The organism is Blastococcus sp. KM273129 (genome assembly GCF_021698995.1).
Lineage (GTDB): Bacteria > Actinomycetota > Actinomycetes > Mycobacteriales > Geodermatophilaceae > Blastococcus.
Genome location: NZ_SSXB01000003.1, coordinates 1 through 22,148, shown reverse-complemented (window position 1 = coordinate 22,148; position 22,148 = coordinate 1). Strand labels below are relative to the sequence as shown.

General features: G+C 75.1%; 19 protein-coding genes. 15 read left to right on the top strand and 4 right to left on the bottom strand.

Annotated features, from left to right (window positions below; all coding sequences use genetic code 11):
* Positions 1-23 precede the first annotated feature (23 nt).
* The gene (gene glgX, locus E9565_RS01735; protein ID WP_236824639.1) at positions 24-2,174 is read right to left on the bottom strand and encodes a glycogen debranching protein GlgX; all 2,151 of its coding nucleotides are present in this window, start codon (positions 2,172-2,174) and stop codon (positions 24-26) included.
* A gap of 71 nt (positions 2,175-2,245) precedes the next feature.
* Between glgX and E9565_RS01730 the strand changes: the two genes are divergently transcribed.
* The 10 genes from E9565_RS01730 to ligA all read left to right on the top strand — a co-directional run bounded on the left by E9565_RS01730 (position 2,246) and on the right by ligA (position 13,849).
* Positions 2,246-3,052 (top strand): ABC transporter ATP-binding protein, encoded by an 807-nt coding sequence (locus E9565_RS01730; protein ID WP_236833423.1) that lies wholly within the window; start codon positions 2,246-2,248, stop codon positions 3,050-3,052.
* 10 nt (positions 3,053-3,062) lie between these two features.
* Entirely contained in the window at positions 3,063-3,851 is a 789-nt protein-coding gene (locus E9565_RS01725) for an enoyl-CoA hydratase/isomerase family protein (protein ID WP_236824637.1), read from the top strand.
* Positions 3,852-3,856: 5 nt separating this feature from the next.
* Entirely contained in the window at positions 3,857-4,969 is a 1,113-nt protein-coding gene (locus E9565_RS01720; protein WP_236824636.1) for a PLP-dependent cysteine synthase family protein, read from the top strand.
* 117 nt (positions 4,970-5,086) lie between these two features.
* Complete coding sequence (locus tag E9565_RS01715; protein ID WP_236824635.1) at positions 5,087-5,866, top strand: electron transfer flavoprotein subunit beta/FixA family protein; 780 nt, start codon at positions 5,087-5,089, stop codon at positions 5,864-5,866.
* 34 nt (positions 5,867-5,900) lie between these two features.
* A complete protein-coding gene (locus E9565_RS01710) occupies positions 5,901-6,863 on the top strand; it encodes an electron transfer flavoprotein subunit alpha/FixB family protein (RefSeq protein WP_236824634.1) in 963 nt (320 codons plus the stop codon).
* Positions 6,864-6,957: 94 nt separating this feature from the next.
* Entirely contained in the window at positions 6,958-8,358 is a 1,401-nt protein-coding gene (locus E9565_RS01705; RefSeq protein ID WP_236824633.1) for an MFS transporter, read from the top strand.
* A complete protein-coding gene (locus tag E9565_RS01700; protein ID WP_236824632.1) occupies positions 8,355-9,560 on the top strand; it encodes a cysteine desulfurase family protein in 1,206 nt (401 codons plus the stop codon). Before E9565_RS01705 ends, E9565_RS01700 begins: the two co-directional genes overlap by 4 nt.
* A complete protein-coding gene (mnmA, locus tag E9565_RS01695) occupies positions 9,557-10,639 on the top strand; it encodes a tRNA 2-thiouridine(34) synthase MnmA (RefSeq protein ID WP_308191111.1) in 1,083 nt (360 codons plus the stop codon). The genes E9565_RS01700 and mnmA overlap by 4 nt, the downstream gene beginning before the upstream one ends.
* A complete protein-coding gene (locus E9565_RS01690; RefSeq protein ID WP_236833934.1) occupies positions 10,636-11,646 on the top strand; it encodes a methionine synthase in 1,011 nt (336 codons plus the stop codon). The genes mnmA and E9565_RS01690 overlap by 4 nt, the downstream gene beginning before the upstream one ends.
* A 64-nt stretch (positions 11,647-11,710) precedes the next feature.
* Positions 11,711-13,849, top strand: coding sequence for an NAD-dependent DNA ligase LigA (gene ligA / locus E9565_RS01685; RefSeq protein WP_236833933.1), 2,139 nt, complete (start codon positions 11,711-11,713; stop codon positions 13,847-13,849).
* A gap of 32 nt (positions 13,850-13,881) precedes the next feature.
* On the opposite strand, the gene E9565_RS01680 is transcribed toward ligA, so the two are convergent.
* Positions 13,882-15,987 carry an HNH endonuclease signature motif containing protein gene (locus E9565_RS01680; RefSeq protein ID WP_236833932.1) on the bottom strand — a complete coding sequence of 702 codons (2,106 nt, stop codon included), beginning with the start codon at positions 15,985-15,987 and terminating at the stop codon, positions 13,882-13,884.
* Positions 15,988-16,206: 219 nt separating this feature from the next.
* The gene (locus E9565_RS01675) at positions 16,207-16,881 is read right to left on the bottom strand and encodes an ACT domain-containing protein (protein WP_236824627.1); all 675 of its coding nucleotides are present in this window, start codon (positions 16,879-16,881) and stop codon (positions 16,207-16,209) included.
* Between the two features lie 221 nt (positions 16,882-17,102).
* Here E9565_RS01675 and gatC point away from each other — a divergent pair, with 221 nt between their 5' ends.
* The 5 genes from gatC to E9565_RS01650 are packed head-to-tail and all read left to right on the top strand — an operon-like array spanning position 17,103 to position 21,177.
* The gene (gene gatC / locus E9565_RS01670; RefSeq protein WP_091933348.1) at positions 17,103-17,420 is read left to right on the top strand and encodes an Asp-tRNA(Asn)/Glu-tRNA(Gln) amidotransferase subunit GatC; all 318 of its coding nucleotides are present in this window, start codon (positions 17,103-17,105) and stop codon (positions 17,418-17,420) included.
* On the top strand, positions 17,417-18,943 hold the full coding sequence (gene gatA / locus E9565_RS01665; protein WP_236833931.1) for an Asp-tRNA(Asn)/Glu-tRNA(Gln) amidotransferase subunit GatA: 1,527 nt from the start codon (positions 17,417-17,419) through the stop codon (positions 18,941-18,943). The genes gatC and gatA overlap by 4 nt, the downstream gene beginning before the upstream one ends.
* A complete protein-coding gene (locus tag E9565_RS01660) occupies positions 18,940-19,134 on the top strand; it encodes a hypothetical protein (protein ID WP_236824625.1) in 195 nt (64 codons plus the stop codon). Before gatA ends, E9565_RS01660 begins: the two co-directional genes overlap by 4 nt.
* A complete protein-coding gene (gene gatB / locus E9565_RS01655) occupies positions 19,131-20,630 on the top strand; it encodes an Asp-tRNA(Asn)/Glu-tRNA(Gln) amidotransferase subunit GatB (RefSeq protein WP_236824624.1) in 1,500 nt (499 codons plus the stop codon). The genes E9565_RS01660 and gatB overlap by 4 nt, the downstream gene beginning before the upstream one ends.
* 10 nt (positions 20,631-20,640) lie before the next feature.
* Positions 20,641-21,177, top strand: a complete 537-nt coding sequence (locus E9565_RS01650; protein WP_236833930.1) for a GNAT family N-acetyltransferase — start codon at positions 20,641-20,643, stop codon at positions 21,175-21,177.
* A 3-nt stretch (positions 21,178-21,180) separates the two neighbouring features.
* On the opposite strand, the gene E9565_RS01645 is transcribed toward E9565_RS01650, so the two are convergent.
* A partial coding sequence (locus E9565_RS01645) for a sorbosone dehydrogenase family protein (protein ID WP_236833929.1) occupies positions 21,181-22,148 on the bottom strand: 968 nt, incomplete at its 5' end.

Below are 22,148 nucleotides of genomic sequence, written 5' to 3'. Positions count from 1 at the left end.
CCCGGCCTCGGCGCACTCCGTCGTCAGGGGCGGCGCTCGACCCGCAGCAGCCAGACGCACCGGCCGGGCAGCTGCACCGGCCCCGGCGGCAGGAAGGTGAGCGCCGGCGGCGTGCCGCGGGCGTACTCCGTCGAGAGCACCAGCTCGTAGCCGTCGGCCCACGGCGGGCCGGGCAGCTCGACGGTCACCGGGTCGGGCCCCGCGTGCAGCTGCACCAGGTAGGAGTCGTCGACCACCGGGTGGCCGTGCTCGTCGCGGTGCCGGATGCCGCGACCGTCCAGGTACATGCCGATCGTCTGCAGCCCGGTGTCGAACCAGTCCCCGGTGGTCAGCTGGCCGCCGCCGGGGGCGAACCAGGCCAGGTCGCGCGTGCCGCCGGTGCCCGCCAGCTCGTGGCCCTCGAAGAACGCCTCCTGCCGCAGCACGGGCGCGCCGCGGCGCAGCCGGACCAGCCGGGTGACGAAGGCCAGCAGGTCCTCGTCGGCGGCCGCCCAGTCCAGCCAGGAGATCTCGTTGTCCTGGCAGTAGGCGTTGTTGTTGCCGCCCTGCGTGCGGCCCAGCTCGTCACCGGCGGTGAGCATCGGCACCCCGGTGGAGAGCAGCAGCGTGGTGAGCATGTTCCGCACCTGGCGGGCCCGCAACGCCGTCACCCCGGGGTCGTCGGTGGGGCCCTCGACGCCGCAGTTCCAGTTCCGGTTGTGGCTCTCGCCGTCCCGGTTCTCCTCGCCGTTGGCCTCGTTGCGCTTGTGCTCGTAGGTGACCAGGTCGGCCATGGGGAAGCCGTCGTGCGCCGTCACGAAGTTGATCGAGGCGAACGGCCGCCGCCCGTCGGAGCGGTAGAGGTCCGACGAGCCGGTCAGCCGGTAGGCGAGGTCGCGCACGCCCACGTGCGCGCCCGCCCAGACGTCGCGCACGGTGTCGCGGTACCTGCCGTTCCACTCGGTCCACGGCGGCGGGAAGTTGCCCACCTGGTAGCCGCCGGGGCCGACGTCCCACGGCTCGGCGATCAGCTTCACCTGGCTGACCACCGGGTCCTGGTGGACGACGTCGAAGAAGGCCGAGAGCCGGTCGACGTCGTGCATCGACCGGGCCAGCGCCGAGGCGAGGTCGAAGCGGAAGCCGTCGACGTGCATCTCGGTGACCCAGTAGCGCAGCGAGTCCATGAGCAGCCCCAGGACGGCCGGGCGGCGCACGTCGAGGGTGTTCCCGCAGCCGGTGTAGTCGGTGTAGCGGGCGGGGTTGCCGCCGTCGAGCCGGTAGTAGCCGGGGTTGTCGATGCCCTTGAACGACAGCGTCGGCCCGGTGTGGTCGCCCTCGGCCGTGTGGTTGTAGACGACGTCGAGGAGCACCTCGATCCCGGCGGCGTGCAGTTCCTTCACCATCGTCTTGAACTCGGTGACCTGCTGGCCGCCGCTGCCCGAGGCGCTGTAGGCCGCGTGCGGCGCGAAGTAGCCCAGGGTGTTGTAGCCCCAGTAGTTGGTCAGCCCGCGGCGCAGCAGGTGCGGCTCGCTGACGAAGTGGTGCACCGGCAGCAGCTCCACCGCCGTCACCCCGAGCGACAGCAGGTGCTCGACGAACGCCGGGTGCGCGAGGCCGGCGTAGGTGCCGCGCAGGTGCGGCGGCACGTCGGGGTGCCGGGCGGTGGCGCCCTTGACGTGCACCTCGTAGATGACGGTGTCCGACCAGGAGCGCCGCAGCGGGCGGTCGCCGTCCCAGGGGAAGGGGTCGTGGACGACGACGCCGCGCGGCACGTGGGGCGCGGAGTCCTGGTCGTCGGCGACGGGGGAGTCGGGGTGGTCGAAGGGGTGCCCGAAGAGCGCGGGGTGCAGCCGCAGCTCGCCGTCGACCGCCCGCGCGTAGGGGTCGAGGAGCAGCTTGGCGGGGTTGTAGCGGGAACCGGAGGCCGGGTCGTAGCCGCCGTGCACGCGGTACCCGTAGCGCTGCCCCGGGCCGACGCCCGGCAGCCGGCCGTGCCACACCTGGTGGGTCGTCTCCTCCAGGCGGTGCCGGTGCTCGGTGCCGTCGGGGTCGAACAGGCACAGGTCCACGGCGGAGGCGCCGGCCGACCACAGCGCGAAGTTCGTCCCGCGGCCGTCCCACACCGCCCCGAGGGGGGCCGGTGCGCCGGGCAGCACGTCGGGGACCAGGTGTCCGGCCGCTGGGTGTTCGGTCACCGGACGATCGTGCCTGGTCCGTGCCCGGAGCGGGCGCACCGACCGGCGCGGGGGGTTGGTTGGATGGGGGCGTGCCGAATGCTGACGCCCTCGCGGGGGCGGTCGTACGGATGACCGGCGTCGACGTCGTGCGGGGCGGGAACCACCTGCTCCGCGGCGTCGACTGGGCGGTGGAGGAGGACCACCGCTGGGTGGTGCTCGGCCCCAACGGGGCGGGGAAGACCACGCTGCTGCAGCTCGCCGCGGCGCAGCTGCACCCGACGCGGGGCGAGGTGCGGCTGCTGGGCGAGACGCTCGGCGCCGTCGACGTCTTCGAGCTGCGGCCGCGCATCGGGCTGACCAGCGCCTCCCTCGCCCAGCGGATCGGGCCGGCGGAGAAGACCGGTGACGTCGTCGTCTCGGCCGGCTACGCCGTGGTCGGCCGGTGGCGGGAGCGCTACGACGTCCACGACCTGACCCGGGCGGGGATGCTCATGGCGCAGTGGGGCGTGGCCCAGTACGCGCACCGGCCGTTCGGCACCCTCAGCGAGGGCGAGCGCAAGCGCACCCAGATCGCCCGCGCCCTGATGCCCGACCCCGAGCTGCTGCTGCTCGACGAGCCCGGCGCCGGTCTGGACCTCGGGGGGCGCGAGGACCTCGTGGCCCGCCTGTCGGACCTGGCGCGCTACCACTACGCGCCCGCGCAGGTGCTGGTCACCCACCACGTCGAGGAGATCCCGCCCGGCTACACCCACGCGCTGCTGCTGCGCGAGGGCGAGGTGGTCGCCTCCGGGGTGGCCGACGACGTGCTGACCGACGGGCACCTCTCCGACACCTTCGGCCTGCCGCTCGAGCTGACCCGCACCGACGGCCGGTTCACCGCACGACGCGCTCGATAAGGTGCCGACCATGGCATCGACGCCCGAGTTCGTGACCCTGCAGGTGGCCGACGGGGTGGGCACGATCCGCCTCGACCGGCCGAAGATGAACGCCATCGACGAGCAGCTGCACATGGAGGTCCGGGCGGTGGCGCTCGAGGCCGGTGAGCGGGCCGACGTGCGCGCCGTCGTGCTCTACGGCGGGGAGCGGGTCTTCGCCGCGGGCGCCGACATCAAGGCGATGTCGCAGCTGGACGGGCGGTCGATGGTCGCCTGGGGCCGCGAGCTGCAGAACTCCTTCCGCGCCGTGGCGCGCATCCCGAAGCCGGTGATCGCCGCGGTCACCGGCTACGCCCTCGGCGGCGGCTACGAGCTGGCGCTGTGCGCGGACTTCCGGGTGCTCGGCGCGGGCGCGAAGGTCGGCCAGCCCGAGATCCTGCTGGGCGTCATCCCGGGCGCCGGCGGCACCCAGCGGCTGGCCCGGCTGGTCGGCCCGGCCCGGGCCAAGGACCTGGTCTTCACCGGCCGGCACGTGGGCGCGGAGGAGGCCCTGGAGATGGGGCTGGCCGACGCGGTCGTCCCCGACGACGAGGTGTACGACACCGCGCTGGCCATGGCGCGCAAGCTCGCCGCCGGGCCGCCGCTGGCCCTGGCCGCCGCCAAGCGCGCCATCGACGAGGGGCTGGACCTGTCGCTGGACCGCGGCCTGGACCTGGAGAGCCGGCTGTTCGCCGAGCTGTTCGACACCGAGGACCAGGTGAACGGCATGCGCTCGTTCCTGGAGAACGGCCCGGGCAAGGCCGAGTTCTCCGGCCGCTGACCCTCGTGGACGACGTCGTCGACCGGTCCGACCCGGGCGGCCGGGCCTGGGTCGACCGGGCGGTCGCCGTCGTCGAGGCCGACGCGCGGCGCAGCGCGGACACCCACCTGCTGGTCTACCCGCTGCCGCCCGAGTGGGGCGTCGACCTCTACCTGAAGGACGAGTCGACCCACCCCACGGGCAGCCTCAAGCACCGGCTGGCGCGGTCGCTGTTCCTGTACGGGCTCTGCTCCGGCCAGATCACCGAGGGCAGCACGGTCGTCGAGGCCTCCAGCGGGTCGACGGCGGTGAGCGAGGCCTACTTCGCCCGGATGCTCGGCCTGCCGTTCGTCGCGGTGATGCCGCGCTCCACCAGCCCGGAGAAGGTCGCGCTCATCGAGTTCCACGGCGGACGCTGCCACTTCGTCGACCGGGCGCCCGACATCTACGAGGAGGCCCGCCGGCTGGCCGCCGAGTGCGGGGGTCACTACCTCGACCAGTTCACCTACGCGGAGCGGGCCACCGACTGGCGCGGCAACAACAACATCGCCGAGTCGATCTTCGAGCAGCTCTCCGCCGAGCCGCACCCGGTCCCCGAGTGGGTCGTGGTCGGGGCGGGCACCGGCGGCACCAGCGCGACCATCGGCCGCTACCTGCGCTACCGGCGGCACCCCACCCGGCTGGCCGTCGTCGACCCGGAGAACTCCGCCTTCTTCCCCGGCTACGCGGCGGTCGACCCGGGCTGGACGACCGGTACCCCGTCGCGCATCGAGGGCATCGGGCGGCCGCGGGTGGAGCCCTCGTTCGTGCCCACCATCGTCGACCGGATGATCGCCGTGCCGGACGCGGCCTCCCTGGCCGCGATGCGGCACCTGGAGCGGGTCACCGGGCGACGGGCCGGGGGATCCACCGGGACCAACCTGTGGGGCGCCTTCGGGCTGGTCGCCGAGATGGTCGCCGCCGGCCGCCGCGGGAGCGTGGTGACGCTGCTCTGCGACGGCGGGGAGCGGTACGCCCGGACGTACTACTCCGACGACTGGGTGGCGGCCCAGGGGCTGGACCTGGCGCCGTACGCGACGACGCTGGAGCGGTTCGCCGCGACGGGGGAGTGGGCGGTCCCACCCACCTCGCCGCCGTGACGTGCCTCACCCGCCCCTCCTGCCCCGGCGGCGTTACCCCGCAGTAGCCTCCATCCTTGGAGCCAGGCGGGCCCGCGTGCCCGCATCCTGAACGCGTCCTGAGGAAGGTTCAGCGCGATGAACATCGTCGTTCTTGTCAAGCAGGTCCCGGACTCGGGTAGTGAGCGGAAGCTGGACCCGGCCGACAACACCGTCGCCCGGGCCGCCGCCGACAACGTCATCAACGAGATGGATGAGTACGCCATCGAGGAGGCGCTCACCATCAAGGAGGCGCAGGGCGGCGAGGTCACCGTGCTCACGGTCGGCCCCGAGTCGGCCACCGACGCCATCCGCAAGGCGCTGTCCATGGGCGCCGACAAGGCCGTGCACGTCGTCGACGACGCCATCCACGGCTCGTGCGCGGTGCAGACCTCCGCGGTCCTCGCCGCGGCGCTGGGCCAGCTGGAGTACGACCTGGTCATGTGCGGCGCGGAGGCCACCGACGCGCAGCTCTCGGTCATGCCCGCCCTGCTCGCCGAGCGGCTCGGGATCCCGCAGCTCTCCGGTGCCCGCAAGGTCACCATCGAGGGCGGCACCGCGAAGGTGGAGCGGCAGACCGACGGCGGCTACTGGGCCCTCGAGGCCCCGCTCCCGGCGATCATCTCGACCTGGGACACCATCAACGAGCCGCGCTACCCCTCGTTCAAGGGGATCATGGCCGCGAAGAAGAAGCCGGTCGAGACCAAGACCCTGGCCGACCTGGGCGTCGACGCGGGCAGCGTCGGCCTGGCCACCGCCACCAGCAAGGTCCTCGACTTCGCCGGCCGCCCGCCGAAGGGCGAGGGCGTCAAGGTGACCGACGAGGGCGACGGCGCGCAGAAGTTCGTCGACTTCCTCGCCGGCCAGAAGATCGTCTGACCCCGCCCGGATCGAAGGAAGAGGAGAACACCCCATGGCAGAGGTCCTGGTCCTTGCCGAGCTCAACCCGGCCGGCGGCGGTGTCCGCAAGACCACCCTGGAGGCCCTGACCGCGGCCCGCGCGCTCGGTGAGCCGTCGGCCGTCGTCCTCGGCGCGCCCGGCACGGCCGCCGGCGTCCGCGACCAGCTCGCGGAGTACGGCGCCGCCACCGTCTACGTCGCCGAGTCGGCCGACATCGACGACTACCTCGTGGCCCCGAAGGCCGAGGTGCTGGCGCAGCTGGTGAGCGAGAAGTCGCCCGCCGCCGTCGTCATCCCCTCGTCGCCGGAGGGCAAGGAGATCGCCGCCCGCCTGGCCGTCAAGACCGGCAGCGGCTTCCTCACCGACGTCACCGAGATCGCCTCCGACGGCACCGCCACCCAGGTGGCGTTCGCCGGCGCGACGATCGTGCACTCGCAGGTCACCGTCGGCACCCCGATCTACACGCTGCGCGGCAACTCGGTCGCCGCCGAGCCGGCCCCGGCCGCCGGTACGGAGCAGACCGTGGACGTCGCGGTGAGCGACGCCGCCAAGCAGGTGCGGGTCGTCGAGCGCGTCGTCGAGCAGAAGAGCAGCCGCCCCGAGCTCACCGAGGCCTCGATCGTCGTCTCCGGTGGCCGCGGTGTGGCCAGCGCCGAGAACTTCTCGATCATCGAGGGCCTGGCCGACTCGCTCGGTGCCGCCGTCGGCGCCTCCCGCGCCGCGGTCGACTCCGGCTTCTACCCGCACAGCTTCCAGGTCGGGCAGACCGGCAAGACCGTCTCGCCGCAGCTGTACGTGGCCGTCGGCATCTCCGGTGCGATCCAGCACCGCGCCGGCATGCAGACCTCGAAGACCATCGTGGCCATCAACAAGGACCCCGAGGCGCCGATCTTCGAGCTGGCCGACTTCGGCGTCGTCGGTGACCTGAACACCGTCGTCCCGGCCGCCACCGAGCAGATCAACGCCCGCAAGTAAGGGCAGCTGTCGAGCGCCGACCCCTCGCGGGGTCGGCGCTCGACGCGTTCCCGGGGGCGGGAAGCAGCCGGGGGTGCGGGTGGTTGGGCACCGCGTGGACACCGTCGCGCCCCCGGCGCTGTTCGACCGGGCGCACCGGCTCCCCACCGCCGGGCTGCTGATGCTGGTCACCCTCGTCGCCTTCGAGGCGATGGCGGTGGCGACGGCGATGCCGACCGCGGTCGCCGAGCTGGACGGGCTGGCCTGGTACGCCTGGCCCTTCAGCGCCTTCCTCGTCGCCTCGGTGGTCGGGATGGTGCTCGGCGGCGACCTCGGTGACCGCCGCGGCTCCCGGGTGGCGCTGCTGACCGGCGTGGCGGTCTTCGCGGCGGGACTGCTCGCCGCGGGCGTCGCGGGGGACATGGCGTTGTTCGTCGCCGCCCGGGCGCTGCAGGGCATCGGCGGCGGGATCATCGCGGTCGCCCTGTACGTGGTGGCCGGGCAGGCGTTCGAGCCCGCGCTGCGGCCGCGGCTGTTCGGCGCGTTCGCCGCCGCGTGGGTGCTGCCGGCGCTGGTCGGCCCCGTGGTCGCCGGGCTGCTCACCACCCACCTCACCTGGCGGCTGGTCTTCCTCGGACTGCTGCCGCTCATCCTGCTGGGCCTCGGGTTGGTGCTCCCCGCCGCCCGCGCGCTGCCCCGGTCCGCCGCGGCCGCGGTGCCGGCCTCCGCCCGCCGGTGGTGGGCGCTGCTGGCCGGCGTCGGCATCGCCGCCCTGCAGTACGCCGGCCAGCGCCTCGACCTGCTCGCGGCCGCCATCGCCGTCGCCGGGCTGCTGGCGCTGGTCGTCGGACTGCGCCCGCTGCTGCCCGCCGGGACGGCCGCCGCGCGTCCCGGGCTGCCCGCGGTGGTCGCCGGCCGCGGTCTGCTGGCCGGCGCCTTCTTCGGCATGGACGCGCTGCTGCCGCTGGCCCTCACCGAGCTCCACGGCTACTCGGCCACCGCCGCGGGGATCCCGCTGACCGCCGGCGCGCTGGGCTGGGCCACCGCCTCGCAGCTGCAGGGCCGCAACCCGCACTGGTCGCGGGTGCGCCTGCTGCGGCTGGGGTTCGGCGTGCTCACCGCCGGGCTGCTGGCGACGGCCGCCATCGCCGTCCCGGGGGTCGGCGGCTGGCCGGCCTACGCGAGCTGGGCGGTCGCCGGGCTCGGCATGGGGCTGGGCATGCCGAGCCTGAGCGTGCTCCTGCTGGAGCGCTCGTCGGACGAGACGCGCGGCGCGGACTCCGCGGCCTTCCAGATCGCCGACGTCACCGGTGCCGCCGCCTGCGTCGGCGTGGTCGGGGTGCTCGTGGCCGCGGCGGCGGCCGGCACCCTCTCGCTCCCGGCGGCGGTCCTGGCCGGTGTGGTGGTGCTCTCGGCCGTCGCGGTCGCGGGGGCGGTGCTCGCCCCACGGGCGGGTGGTGCTCCGGCGGCGGCAGCCGGCCCCGCCGTCCCCGCGACTACCCTGAGCGCGTCATGACCTACTCGGAACCGGTCTACCTCGACCACGCGGCGACCACGCCGATGCTCCCCGAGGTGCTGGCGGCGATGACCGGCCAGCTCGGCCGCGTGGGCAACGCCTCGTCGTTGCACGCCAGCGGCCGGGCGGCGCGCCGCGCCGCGGAGCAGGCCCGCGAGCGGCTGGCCGAGGCGCTGGGCGCGCGGCCGTCGGAGGTCCTGTTCACCGGCGGCGGCACCGAGAGCGACAACCTGGCGGTCAAGGGGCTGTTCTGGGCCCGGCGCGCGGCGGACTCCCGCCGCCGCCGGATCGTCGTCAGCCCGGCGGAGCACCACGCCGTCCTGGACAGCGTCGAGTGGCTGGCCAAGCACGAGGGCGCCGAGGTCACCTGGCTGCCGGTGGAGCCCTCGGGCCGGGTCACCCCCACCGCGCTGGCCGACGCGCTCGGCGACGGCAGCGACGTCGCCGTCGCCAGCGTCATGTGGGCCAACAACGAGATCGGCACGGTGAGCGACGTCGCCGCGCTCGCGGCGACCGCGCACGACGTCGGGGTGCCCTTCCACACCGACGCGGTGCAGGCGGTCGGGCAGGTGCTCGTCGACTTCGGCGCCAGCGGGGTCGACGCCCTCACCATGACCGGGCACAAGCTGGGCGGCCCGATGGGCGCCGGCGCGCTGCTGCTGCGCCGCGACGCCGAGTGCACGCCCCTGCTGCACGGCGGCGGCCAGGAGCGCGACGTCCGCTCCGGCACGCTGGACGTCGCCGCCATCGTCGGGCTGGCGGTGGCGGCGGACGCGGCCGTGGGCGGGCGCGTCGAGCGGGCCGCCGAGCTGGCCCGGCTGCGCGACCGGCTGGTGGCCGGGGTCGTGGAGCAGGTGCCCGACGCGCAGCTCAACGGGCCGGCGCTGGACGACGTCGTGCGCTCGGGCCCCGGCCGCCTGCCCGGCAACGCGCACCTGTCCTTCCCCGGCGCCGAGGGCGACGCGCTGCTCATGCTGCTCGACGCCAAGGGGATCGAGTGCTCGACCGGGTCGGCCTGCAGCGCGGGGGTGGCGCGGCCGAGCCACGTGCTGCTGGCCGTGGGCGCCGACCCGGAACGGGCGCGCAGCTCCCTGCGGTTCAGCCTCGGGCACACCAGCACCGACGCCGACGTCGACGCCCTCCTCGCCGTCATCGCCCCCGTGGTCGAGCGGGCCCGGCGGGCCGGGACGGGGCGCCGGTGAGGGTGCTCGCGGCGATGAGCGGGGGCGTCGACTCCGCCGTGGCCGCAGCCCTCGCCGTCGACGCCGGGCACGACGTCACCGGCGTGCACCTGGCGCTCTCCCCGGACCGGCAGACGCTGCGCAGCGGCGCCCGCGGGTGCTGCAGCGTCGAGGACGCCCACGACGCCCGGCGGGTCGCCGACGAGCTCGGCATCCCGTTCTACGTCTGGGACCTCGCCGAGCGGTTCACCGAGGACGTCGTCGACGACTTCGTCGCCGAGTACGCCGCCGGCCGCACCCCCAACCCGTGCCTGCGCTGCAACGAGAAGATCAAGTTCTCGGCGGTGCTGGACCGGGCGCGGGCGCTCGGCTTCGACGCCGTGGTAACCGGGCACCACGCGCGGCTGGCCGACGGCGAGCTGCGGCGCTCGGTCGACGCCGCGAAGGACCAGTCCTACGTGCTCGGGGTGCTCACCGCCGAGCAGTTGGCGGCGGCGGTCTTCCCGCTCGGCGGGATGACCAAGGACCGGGTGCGGGAGATCGCCGCCGAGCGCGGGTTCGGCGTCGCGGCGAAGCCCGACTCGCACGACATCTGCTTCATCCCCGACGGCGACACCCGTGGCTTCCTGGCCCGCCGGCTGGGCAGCCGCCCGGGGCCGGTGGTCGACGCCGCCACCGGTGCGACCGTCGGCGAGCACGAGGGCACCTACGGCTTCACCGTGGGCCAGCGGCGGGGGCTCGGGGTCACCGCCGGTGACTCGCGTCCCCGCTACGTGCTCGGCATCGAGCCGGTGACCCGCACGGTGACCATCGGCACCGCCGAGCTCGCCGGGGTGGATGCCGTCGTCACGGCGGCGCCCACCTGGACCGGGACGGCACCGGGGCTGCCGTTCCGGGCGGAGGTGCAGCTGCGCGCGCACGGCAGCCCCGTGCCCTGCGAGGTGACCGGGGACGACGCCGGTGGGCTGCGGCTCCTGCTGGACGCGGAGCAGCGCGGGGTGGCCGCCGGGCAGTCCGCGGTGCTCTACGCACCCGATCCGCAGCGCGGCGACCTGGTCCTCGGCCAGGCCGCGATCCGGAGCGCCGGGGCGTCCGCGTGAGCGCAGGTGCCGACGACGCGGCGGTGGCCGGGGCGCCGTGGGGGCCCGCCGGCGGGGTGGGCTCCCTGCCGGGGAGCGACCCGGCCGAGGCGCTGCGCACCGTGGTGGGCGAGCTGCCGGAGTTCGCGCACCTGCCCGAGCTGCCCGGTCGGGGCGCCGGGGCCGACATGCTCGGGCGCAGCGCCGCCCTGCTGGTCGATCTCGCCGTCGACCTCACCCCGGCGGGCTGGCGGCTGGTCCCGCGGCCCGGGATCGACCAGCAGCGGGCCGAGGAGTTCCTCGCCCGCGACCTGGACGCCCTGCACGACGTCGCCGGTGGCTGGACGGGGCCGTTCAAGGTGCAGGCGGCCGGGCCGTGGACGCTCGCCGCCGGGCTGGAGCGCACCCGCGGCGACCGCGCGGTCGTGGACCCGGGCGCCCGCCGCGACCTGGCCCAGTCGCTGGCGGAGGGGCTCGCTGCGCACGTGGCGGCGGTGCAGGCGCGGGTGCCGGGAGCGCGGATCGTGGTGCAGCTCGACGAGCCGTCCGTCCCCGCAGTCCTCCAGGGCGCGCTGCCGACGGCGAGCGGGTTCGGGAAGCTCCCGGCGGTCGCCGGGGACGTCGTGGAGCAGGAGCTGGCGGCCGTGGTGCGCGCGCTGCCCGGCCCCGTGGTCGTGCACTGCTGCGCCCCCCGGATGCCGCTGGGGCTGTTCCGCGCCGCGGGTGCGGCCGGGCTCTCGTTCGACCTGGGCCTGGTGCAGGACCTCGACGCGGTGGGGGAGGCGGTGGACGCGGGGGTCCACCTGCTGCCCGGCGTCGTCCCCGGCACGGACGCCGCGCTGCCGGCGCCCCGGGCGACGGCGACGCGGGTGCAGGCGTGGTGGCGCGAGCTCGGCTTCGCGGCCGACCGGCTGCCGGACGCGGTGACGCTGACCCCCGCCTGCGGGCTGGCCGGGGCCACGCCGGCCTACGCCCGCGCCGCGATGCGCCAGGTGCGCGAGGCTGCGAAGTACCTGCTGCCCGGCTGAGGGCGCGCGCACCGACCGGGTGAGCGTCGGGTTGACCGTCGTACCCGCCGGATACCGTTCGACCGTGAGCACCGACGCCGACCTCGTCGAACCGTCCGTCACCCCGGTGGCCGACCGCGAGGACCTCACCGAGGTCCCCGACGACGTGCGGACCCGGCACCGCGACCTCTCCGAGGAGCTGGACCGGTACGCGTTCGCCTACTACGTGCGCGACGAGCCGCTGATCAGCGACGGGCAGTACGACGAGCTGATGGCGCAGCTCAAGGAGATCGAGGCCGCGCACCCGGCGCTGGTCACGCCCGACTCGCCCAGCCAGAAGGTCAACGGTGGCTTCACCGCCACGTTCGCCCCGGTGCAGCACCTGGAGCGGATGCAGAGCCTGGACAACGCCTTCAGCAGCGACGAGCTGTCGGCCTGGGCGGCGCGGGCGGAGCGGGAGGGTGCGGCGGGGGGCAGCTACCTCTGCGAGCTCAAGGTCGACGGCGTGGCCGTGGACCTGGTCTACGAGCAGGGCCGCCTGGTCCGCGCGGCCACCCGGGGTGACGGCGTGACCGGGGAGGACGTGACGGCCAACGTCCGCACGATGCGGGACGTCCCCCAGCAGCTCGCGGGGGAGGACGTGCCCGAGCTGCTCGAGGTCCGCGGCGAGGTCTACTTCCCGGTGGCGGCGTTCGCCGACGTCAACGCGGCGATGGTCGAGCAGGGGCGGCCGCCGTTCGCCAACCCGCGCAACGCCGCGGCCGGCTCCCTGCGGCAGAAGGACCCGAAGGTCACCGCGACACGACCGCTCCGGCTGGTCGTCCACGGGCTGGGGGCGCGGACCGGGTTCGAGCCGCAGCGCCAGTCGGCGGCCTACGAGGGGCTCCGGGCGCTCGGGCTCCCGGTGAGCGACCGCTTCGAGGTGGTGGCCGACCTCGAGGGCGTCTGGGCCTACATCGAACGCTACCGGGAGCAGCGGCACTCGGTGGAGCACGAGATCGACGGCGTGGTGGTCAAGGTCGACCAGGTGGCGCTGCAGCGGCGGCTGGGGTCGACCTCGCGGGCGCCGCGCTGGGCGATCGCCTTCAAGTACCCGCCGGAGGAGGCGACGACGAAGCTCGTCGACATCCGGGTCAACGTCGGCCGGACGGGCCGGGTCACGCCGTTCGCGTTCATGGAGCCGGTGAAGGTGGCCGGGTCCACGGTGCAGCTGGCCACGTTGCACAACGCCAGCGAGGTCAAGCGCAAGGGCGTGCTCATCGGGGACACAGTCGTCATCCGCAAGGCCGGTGACGTGATCCCCGAGGTGCTCGGCCCCGTCGTCGCCGCCCGCACCGGTGACGAGCGCGAGTTCGTGATGCCGAGCCGCTGCCCCGAGTGCGGCACGGAGCTGCGGCCGGAGAAGGAGGGTGACGCCGACATCCGCTGCCCCAACGCCCGGTCCTGCCCCGCGCAGCTGCGGGAGCGGGTCTTCCACGTGGCGGGGCGCGGCGCGTTCGACATCGAGAACCTCGGCTACGAGGCGGCGATCGCGCTGCTGCAGAGCCGGTTGCTCACCGACGAGGGCGACCTCTTCTTCCTCGACGAGGAGCAGCTGTGCCGCAGTGCCTTCTTCACGAAGAAGGACGGCGCGCTGTCGGCCAACGGGCGCAAGCTCCTCACCAACCTGCAGACCCGCAAGGACGTCCCGCTGTGGCGGGTGCTGGTCGCGCTCTCCATCCGGCACGTGGGGCCGACCGCCGCACAGGCGCTGGCCCGGGACTTCCGCTCGATGGACCGGATCGTGGCCGCGACGGAGGAGGAGCTCGCCGCCGCCGACGGGGTCGGCCCGACGATCGCCCGCTCCGTGCGCGACTGGTTCGGCGTCGACTGGCACCGCGACGTCGTGGAGAAGTGGCGGCAGGCGGGCGTGCGCATGGCCGATGCGGACGAGGACGCGCCACCCGGTCCGCTCACCGGCGTGACCGTCGTCGTGACCGGTTCGCTGCGGGACTTCAGCCGTGACCAGGCCATCGCGGCGATCCAGGAGCGCGGCGGCAAGGTGACCGGGTCGGTGTCGAAGAAGACCGGCTTCGTGGTGGTGGGCGCCGATCCCGGCAGCAAGTACGACAAGGCCGTGCAGGTGAAGGCGCCGATCCTGGACGACGACGGGTTCCGCGTGCTGCTGGAGCAGGGCCCCGACGCCGCCCGCGAGGTCGCGACCATCGGCGACGGCAGCGAGTAGCCCGGCGGGCGGTGGCGGGAGCGGTCCCCGGGTCAGTAGGGCGGCGGAGTGGTGGTCGCGACCAGGCCCGTCGGGGTGGTCACGGTCAGCCGCCCGTCGGGCGCCAGCTCGTACCGCCAGCCCGGTGCCTGGTGCTTCCCCCGGTGGTGGCCGGTGCAGAACCCGACGAGGTTCTCCGCGCTGGTCGGCCCGTCGGGCCAGGGGCGGTCGTGGTCCAGCTCCCCGCCGAGCGGCACGCGCCGGCGGCAGCCGGGGAAGCGGCAGCGGCGGTCGCGGGCGCGGAGGTACCGGTCGAGGGCGGCGCCGGGGCGGTAGCCGTCGGTCGGGCCGGGAGGGCCGAGGCCCGGGCGCCCGCTGAGGTCGTGCGTGCAGCGGGCCGGCGCTCGGCGGCAGGCGGCGTCGTCGCAGCGGGCCAGGCGGCGGAGCTCACGGCTGTCGGTCAGCGCGAGCAGCGCGCCGGTGAGCTCGTCGACCACCGCGATCCGTGGCCGGTCGACCAGCGCCCCGCCGGTGCTGGCATCGAGCAGCGCGGCGAGGGCTGCCCGGCGGGACTCCCCGGCCGCGGCGCAGGCGTCCAGGTCGCTCGGCGCACGGGTGACCCGACCCGAGGGGCTGCGCAGCCACGCGTTCTCGTCGTCGCGGTCGGCGCGCTGGGCGTCGGCCTGTGCCCGCCGGGCGCGACCGATCGCCCGGTCCAGGTCGAGGAGGGCATCTGCGGCAGCTCGCAGAGACCCATGAGCGCCGGCCCAGCGACCGGAGTCGTCGCCGTCACCGTGATCCGTCGCGGGTGCCGGCTCTGCCACGGGCCGGTGGCCAGGTGCTGGTCCGGGATCGGCAGGGCAGTCGCACCGCGGACCGGTGCGGGGGTCGGTGCGGCCGGAGGAGCCGGGACCGGGGTCGGGGCGACCCGACGAACCGGAGCTGAGATCAGGGTGGCGGCCTGATCCCGAGCCGGCATCGGGGTCAGCGGCGGGCGCGGGATCGTCGAAGGCACCGACGCTCTCGAGCCAGGCCACGTAGGGCGCCTCCTCGGCCCACCGCCGGAGCAGCTCGTCCTCCGGTGTGTACTCGGCGCCGCCCCACTCACCCCGGAGAGCACGCGCCTCGACCTCCGCCCACCACCGCTCGTCGGCCTCCCGCCACTCCGTGGGCCAGGTGTCCATCGGCCAGCCGTCGGTGGGGCAGGCGTCACCCGGCCCGGCGGCAAGGCCAGCAGCGGGCGGTCGATCGTCGGCCCCACCGGCAGCGTCCGGGTTCGTGGCAGCCTCCGCCTCGCCATCCGCCGCCGACCCGGGCAGCAGGCCCAGGGCCCGGGCGAGGGCGCGGACGACCTCGGCCGGCACCGGTTCACCGCCGATCTCGCCGGGTTGGTCGCCACCGAGCAGGCTGCGCACCCCGGCCACCACGGTCAGCTGGGCCTGCACGGCGGGGAGGTCGTGCTCCTCCGGCCGCAGCACCAGGTCGAGCAGGCAGTCGGCCATCTTCTGGCCGCGGGTCCGGGAGTCCCCTGGCTCATCGAGCGCGTCGGCGTACCGCCCCAGCGCATCGAGCAGCGCCTGCGCCTCGGGCACCGTCAGGAGTGCGCCGAAGGCGGCCATCCCCTCACGTCGATCCGACCGCACCGAGACGCCCCGCTCCCGCAGGGACGCGGCCAGCCGAGCGGCCTCGTCGCGCGCGTCCCGGGCCAGGCCGAGGCGGCGTGCCCTGGCGCCGAGCTGCGCAGGGGTGGTGACCCGGCCGGACATCCACGCGAGCAGATCGCGCTCGACGGCGGCTCGCCGCGCCGCGTCGGCGATGGTCGCCACCCGCTCCAGCATCGGCCACAGGTGCCCGGGGTGGATCTCGCCGCGCTCCAACGCGTCCAACGTCGCCGGGAGCCGGTGCACCAGCGTGAGCGACCGGGTGAGCAGTTGATCGGCGGCCTGGGCCGAGAGGGAGAGCGCCACCACGAGTTCCTGCGCCGCCCACTCGCTGACCCCGGCCAGCACCTCCGGCCGGGCGGCTCGCCGCGCCTCGCTCATCGCCCCCGGCTGACCGGCCGGCCGGTCAGCCGACGCGGGACGGGTCGCGGCGAACTCGGCCACCGCCCGCGCGCGCCGGGCCGTCTGGCGGGCGATCTCGCGATCAGCCGCCTGCACGGCACCGAGCGGACCGGCCGCCCACCCGGCTGCCGGTGGCACTGCTGCCGACGACTCGCACAAGCCGCAGCGGGGCCCGGCTGCACTCTGCGCCACCCGGTCCGCCACGTGCACCATGTGTTCGATCATACGTTCGAATACCCGTGGCTGCAACATGGGATGAGGGCAAAGATCCAGGTCAGCCGCTCGGGCGCCCGGTTCGGCGGCGAGCGGCCGGACTCAGCCGGGCGGGAGGTGCGCCACCGTCGTCGCGATGCCGGTGAAGTGGGCCAGCCGGAGCAGCTCCGAGCGGCGGAAGGCCGGGCCCCCCGAGCGCCCGAGCACGATCGCCCGGCCGGCCCCGTAGGGCACCGCCATCATCTCGATGGCCATCTCCTGCCACCGCTCGGGCAGCCACGGCTCGTCGCTGGGCAGCAGCCGCGGCCCCGTCAGCGGCAGCCACGGCAGCGTCAGGTGGGCGAAGGAGGGGGCCGCCTCCGACGCGGCGAGCACCGCGCCGTCGGCCAGCGGCGCCGGCTGCCCCGAGTCGTCGAGGATCACCACCCAGCCGCTGTGGAACACCCGCGGCAGCGACTCGGTGAGCAGCGCGGTCGGCGGGCGGTCACCGCGGGCCAGGGCGTCCAGCAGGTCCAGCTCCCGGTGGGTGTCCAGGGGGCCGGCGAAAGGGCGCAGCGACTCCACCTGCACCCCGGGCACGGTCTGCGCGGCGGTGATCAGGCTGTCGGGCAGCCGGTCGCCCGGCAGGTCCACGACGACGTCGTCCACCGCGATGCCGTTGCCGCGCTCGAGCACGTCGAGCGAGACGATGTCGATGCCCGCGAGGCCGAGCGCCGTCGCGACGGCGCCGAGCACACCGGGGCGGTCGGGCAGGACCAGGCGCAGGAGATAGGACACGGTTCCTCCGGGTCGTGGGCCCCATGGCCCCCTTCCGGGGCCCGCCGCGAGCCTGCGGGCGGTGGGGCGAAGGGGGTCCCTGTTCGATCTCCGTCGATCGCGGTCGGGGGGAGCCTCTCACGCTGACCAGGGCCGGTGGGCCGCCACGTAGAGTGGCCCGGTCACGTCCCGGGCGCCAGAGCGGGCCGCCGGGCACTGCCGAACTGGAGTCCCACCGCAGCATGAGCACCCCCTCCCCGAAGGGCCAACTGACCCGCGACGAGGTGGCCCACCTGGCGCACCTGTCCCGGCTCGCGGTGAGCGACGAGGAGCTCGACCTCTTCGCCGGCCAGCTCGCCGCCGTGCTGGACGCCGTCGCGCAGGTCGGCAAGGCCGACGTCGCCGACGTCCCGCCCACCACGCACGCGGTGCCGATGACCAACGTCATGCGTCCCGACGCCGTCCGGCCCAGCCTGCCCCGCGACGTCGTCCTCGACGGCGCGCCGGCCGCGGAGGACGACCGCTTCCGGGTGCCGCGCATCCTGGGGGAGGAGGCGTGAGCGACGTGACCGCCACGGACATCACCACCACCAGTGCCGCCGCGCTCGCCGAGGCGCTGCGGGCCGGTGAGCTCAGCTCGGTCGAGGTGACCCGCGCCTACCTGGACCGCATCCAGGCCGAGGACCCGACCATCGGCGCCTACCTGCACGTCGACGCCGAGGCCGCGCTGCGCGCCGCCGAGCAGGTCGACACCGCCCGCGCGAAGGGGGAGGAGCTCGGCCCGCTGGCCGGCGTCCCGCTCGCGCTCAAGGACGTCGTCGTCACCGAGGGCGTGCCCACGACCAGCGGCTCGAAGATCCTCGAGGGCTGGCGGCCGCCGTACGACGCCACCGTGGCCGCCCGGCTGAAGGCCGCCGGCACGGTGCTGCTGGGCAAGACCAACATGGACGAGTTCGCGATGGGTTCCTCCACCGAGAACTCCGCCTACCGCGTCACCCGCAACCCCTGGGACACCGACCGCATCCCCGGTGGCTCCTCCGGCGGCTCGTCGGCCGCGGTCGCCGCCGGGCTCGCCCCGTGGGCCATCGGCACCGACACCGGCGGGTCGATCCGCCAGCCCGCCGCCGTCACCGGCCTGGTCGGGCACAAGCCCACGTACGGGTCGGTCTCCCGCTCCGGGCTCATCGCCTTCTCCTCCAGCCTCGACCAGGCCGGTCCGATGACGCGCACCGTGCTGGACGCCGCGCTGCTGCACGAGGCCGTCGCGGGGCACGACCCGCTCGACTCCACGAGCATCGACGCGCCCGTCCCCGTGCTCGCCGAGGCCGCCCGCCGCGGTGCCGGGGGCGACCTCTCCGGCCTGCGGGTCGGCGTCGTCACCGAGCTCGGCGGCGAGGGCCACACCGACGGGTACGAGCCCGGGGTGCTGGCGCGCGTCGCCGAGGCGGTCGCGCTGCTGGAGGGCATGGGCGCCGAGGTGCGGCAGGTGTCCTGCCCGGCGTTCGACCTGGCCCTGCCGGCCTACTACCTGATCGCCCCGAGCGAGGCGTCGTCCAACCTGGCGCGCTTCGACGGCGTCCGGTACGGCCTGCGGGTCGGCGACGACGGCAGCCGCGACCTCGACGAGGTGATGGCGCTCACCCGCGAGCAGGGCTTCGGCCCCGAGGTGAAGCGCCGGATCATCCTCGGCACCTACGCGCTGTCCAGCGGCTACTACGACGCCTACTACGGGCAGGCGCAGAAGGTTCGCACGCTGATCACCCGCGATTTCACCCGCGCCTGGGACGACGTCGACGTGCTGGTCAGCCCGACCAGCCCCACCGTGGCCTGGCCGATCGGCGCCCGCGTGGACGACCCGATCGCCATGTACGCCGCCGACCTGTGCACGCTGCCGGCCAGCCTCGCGGGCATCCCGGCCATCTCGGTCCCGTGCGGGCTCTCCGAGGGGCTGCCCGTCGGCCTCCAGGTCATGGCCCCGGCGCTGGCCGACGACCGGTGCTACCGCGTCGCGGCCGCGCTGGAGGCCGCGCAGGACGCCGCCCGCGGGCACGCCCTGCTCGACGCGATCGGGGGCCGGGCGTGAACGGCCCGCTCAAGGCGGCCTGGGCGCTCACCGCGTTCGTCATCGTCGCCGGCGTCGTCGGCTGGGCCGTCACCGGCCGGGCCGTCTTCGCCGTGTTCCTGGTCCTCGGCGTGCTGACCGCCGTCGGCGCCGTGGTGACCGGCCGCCAGCAGCAGGGCCCGGCCGTTCCCAAGGAGGACGACCCCTCATGACCGACACCCTCGTGGACCTCGACGAGGTCCTGACCCGCTACGAGCCGGTCATCGGCCTGGAGACCCACGTCGAGCTGGGCACCGCGTCGAAGATGTTCTGCGGCTGCTCGACGACGTTCGGCGCCGAGCCCAACACCCAGACCTGCCCGGTCTGCCTGGGCCTGCCGGGTTCGCTGCCGGTGGTCAACGCCGCCGCCATCGAGTCGACGATCCGCATCGGCCTGGCGCTCGGCTGCCGGATCGCGTCGTGGTCGCGCTTCGCCCGGAAGAACTACTTCTACCCGGACATCCCCAAGGGTTTCCAGACCAGCCAGTACGACGAGCCGCTCTGCACCGCCGGTCACCTGGACGTCGAGGTCGACGGCGAGACCTACCGCGTCGAGATCGAGCGGGTGCACATCGAGGAGGACACCGGCAAGAACCTCCACGTCGGTGGTGCCACCGGCCGCATCCACGGCGCCGACCACTCCCTCGTCGACTACAACCGCGCCGGGATCCCGCTGGTGGAGATCGTCACCCGCCCCATCCCGGGCACCGGGGCGAAGGCGCCCGAGGTCGCGAAGGCCTACGTCACCGAGCTGCGCGAGATCCTGCTCGCGCTCGGCGTCTCCGAGGTCCGCATGGAGCAGGGCAACCTGCGCAGCGACGTCAACACCTCGCTGGCACCGATCGGCAGCCTCGAGTGGGGCACCCGCACGGAGACCAAGAACGTCAACTCGCTGCGCTCGGTGGAGCGCGCGGTGCGCTACGAGATGCGCCGGCAGGCCGCCGTCCTGGACGCCGGCGAGCGCGTGGTGCAGGAGACCCGGCACTTCCACGAGGACACCGGCTCGACGTCGGAGGGCCGCAGCAAGGAGGAGGCCACCGACTACCGGTACTTCCCCGAGCCCGACCTCGTGCCGATCGCGCCCGACGAGGAGTGGATCGAGAAGCTCCGGGCCGCGCTGCCCGAGCTGCCGGCCGCCCGCCGCGCCCGGCTGCAGGAGGAGTGGGGTCTCTCCGCCACCGAGATGGCGTGGATCGTCAACGCGGGTGCGCTCGGCCTGGTCAGCGAGACCGTCGCCGCCGGTGCCACCCCCGCCGACGCGCGCAAGTGGTGGCTGGGCGAGCTCGCCCGGCGGGCGAACGACTCCGGCGTGGAGCTCGCGGAGCTGCCGGTCACCCCGCGGCAGGTCGCCGAGCTGGCGGGCCTCGTGCAGGCCGGCACGGTCAACGACCAGCTGGCCCGCCAGGCGCTGGACGGCGTGCTCGCCGGCGAGGGCGACCCCGCGGCGGTCGTGGAGTCGCGCGGCCTCGCGGTCATGGGCGAGTCCGACGAGCTGGTCGCCGCCGTCGACGCCGCGATCGAGGGGAACCCCGACGTCGCCGAGAAGGTGCGCGGCGGCAAGGTGCAGGCGATCGGGGCGCTCGTCGGCGCGGTCATGAAGACCACCCGCGGCAAGGCCGACGCCGCCACCGTGAAGCGGATGCTGGAGGAGCGGCTGATCGGCTCCTAGCCTCCCGGGCGTGGAGCTGCCCCAGGTCGAGCTGCGCCCGCTGGAGCGCGCGGACCTGCCGCTGCTGGCGCGGTGGCTGGCCGAACCGCTGGTCCGGCGCTGGTGGAACGACGACCCCGCCGAGGTGGCGGCGCAGTACGGCCCGAGCATCGACGGCGACGACCCCACCGCCGTGTACCTCGGCGTGCACGCCGGTGAGCCGTTCGGCTTCGTCCAGGTCTACCGCTTCGACGACGAGCCCGGGTCGCTGGCCGAGCTGAGCGCGGTGTGCCCGGTACCACCCGGGGCGCTGGGCATCGACTACCTGGTGGGGGAGCCGTCCGCGCGCGGCCGGGGCCTCGGCGCCGCGATGATCGCGGCGGCCGTGGCCCGCGGCTTCGCCGACCACCCGGACGCCACCGGTGTGCTGGTGCCGGTCGTCACGGCCAACGAGGCCTCCTGGCGGGCGCTGCGGCGGGCGGGCGCCACCTGGTACGCCGACGGCGAGATGGCCCCGGACAACCCGGTCGACTCGCGGCAGCACGTCGTCCACCGGTTCGTGCGCTGACCCCTAGAGCGGGGAGTTCGGCTGGCCGCCCGGCGGACGGATCCGCAGCACCTTGTCGTCGTCCTCGGCGGGGGAGCCGGCGCCGTCGCGGTTCGACGTCGTCACCCAGAGCGCCCCTTCGGCGTCGAGGACGACGGTGCGCAGCCGGCCGTACCGGTCGGCGAGCACCTCGTCCACGGCGCCGTCGAGCGGGACGCCGTTCTCGTCCAGGGTGACGACGTGCACCCGCTGCCCGTCGAGGGCGCCCAGGAAGACGGTGCCGTTGGCCACCGCGCAGCCGCCCAGGCCGCCTTCCGCGGCCGGGACGGTGACGAGGGGGACGCCCGGGCCGTCCTGCTGGACGAGGTCCACCTCGTCGGGCCCCTGGCGGGCCTCGTCGGCGGCGAGCAGCCGGTCCCCGTCCTGGCAGAGCGCCGTCACGTCCCGGTAGCCCCAGCTGTGCACCGGGGTGAGGCTCTGCACCGGGCGGCCGAAGACGTCGATGCGCAGCACCTTGCCGGCCAGCGACCCCGGGTCCGCCGCGAGCGCCGCGTCCCCGGTGTCACCGGTGCCGACGTAGAGGTGCCCGTCGGCGCCGGTCAGCAGCGCGCCGCCGTTGCCCGTCTCCCCGCGGGGGATGCCGGTGAGCACGGGGTTCGGCGTCCCCCCGATCGGGAACCGCACCACCCGGTTGTCGGTCGCGGTCGTGATGTAGGCGAAGAGCAGCCCGTCCTCGAGGAAGGTGGGTGAGAGCGCCAGCCCCAGGAGGCCGCCGTCGCCGCTGGTGTCCACCCCCGGCACGGTCATGAGCTCCACGGCGGGGGACCGGTCGGGGAAGACCTGCAGGAGCCGGCCGGTCTCCCGCTCGCCGACCACGGCCGAGCCGTCGGGCAGCAGCACCAGGCCGGTGGGCACGTCGAGCCCGGTGGCGACGACGTTCGGGTCGCCCTCCTCCTCGCCGGAGCCGGGCTGCGCCGGGTCCGGCGAGGAGG

Excerpts from the sequence above, each read along its gene's own strand:
- gatC (WP_091933348.1), top strand. The coding sequence starts at position 17,103 with ATGAGCACCCCCTCCCCGAAGGGCCAACTGACCCGCGACGAGGTGGCC.
- gatB (WP_236824624.1), top strand. The coding sequence starts at position 19,131 with ATGACCGACACCCTCGTGGACCTCGACGAGGTCCTGACCCGCTACGAG.
- E9565_RS01715 (WP_236824635.1), top strand. The coding sequence starts at position 5,087 with ATGAACATCGTCGTTCTTGTCAAGCAGGTCCCGGACTCGGGTAGTGAG.
- E9565_RS01700 (WP_236824632.1), top strand. The coding sequence starts at position 8,355 with ATGACCTACTCGGAACCGGTCTACCTCGACCACGCGGCGACCACGCCG.
- E9565_RS01725 (WP_236824637.1), top strand. The coding sequence starts at position 3,063 with ATGGCATCGACGCCCGAGTTCGTGACCCTGCAGGTGGCCGACGGGGTG.
- E9565_RS01710 (WP_236824634.1), top strand. The coding sequence starts at position 5,901 with ATGGCAGAGGTCCTGGTCCTTGCCGAGCTCAACCCGGCCGGCGGCGGT.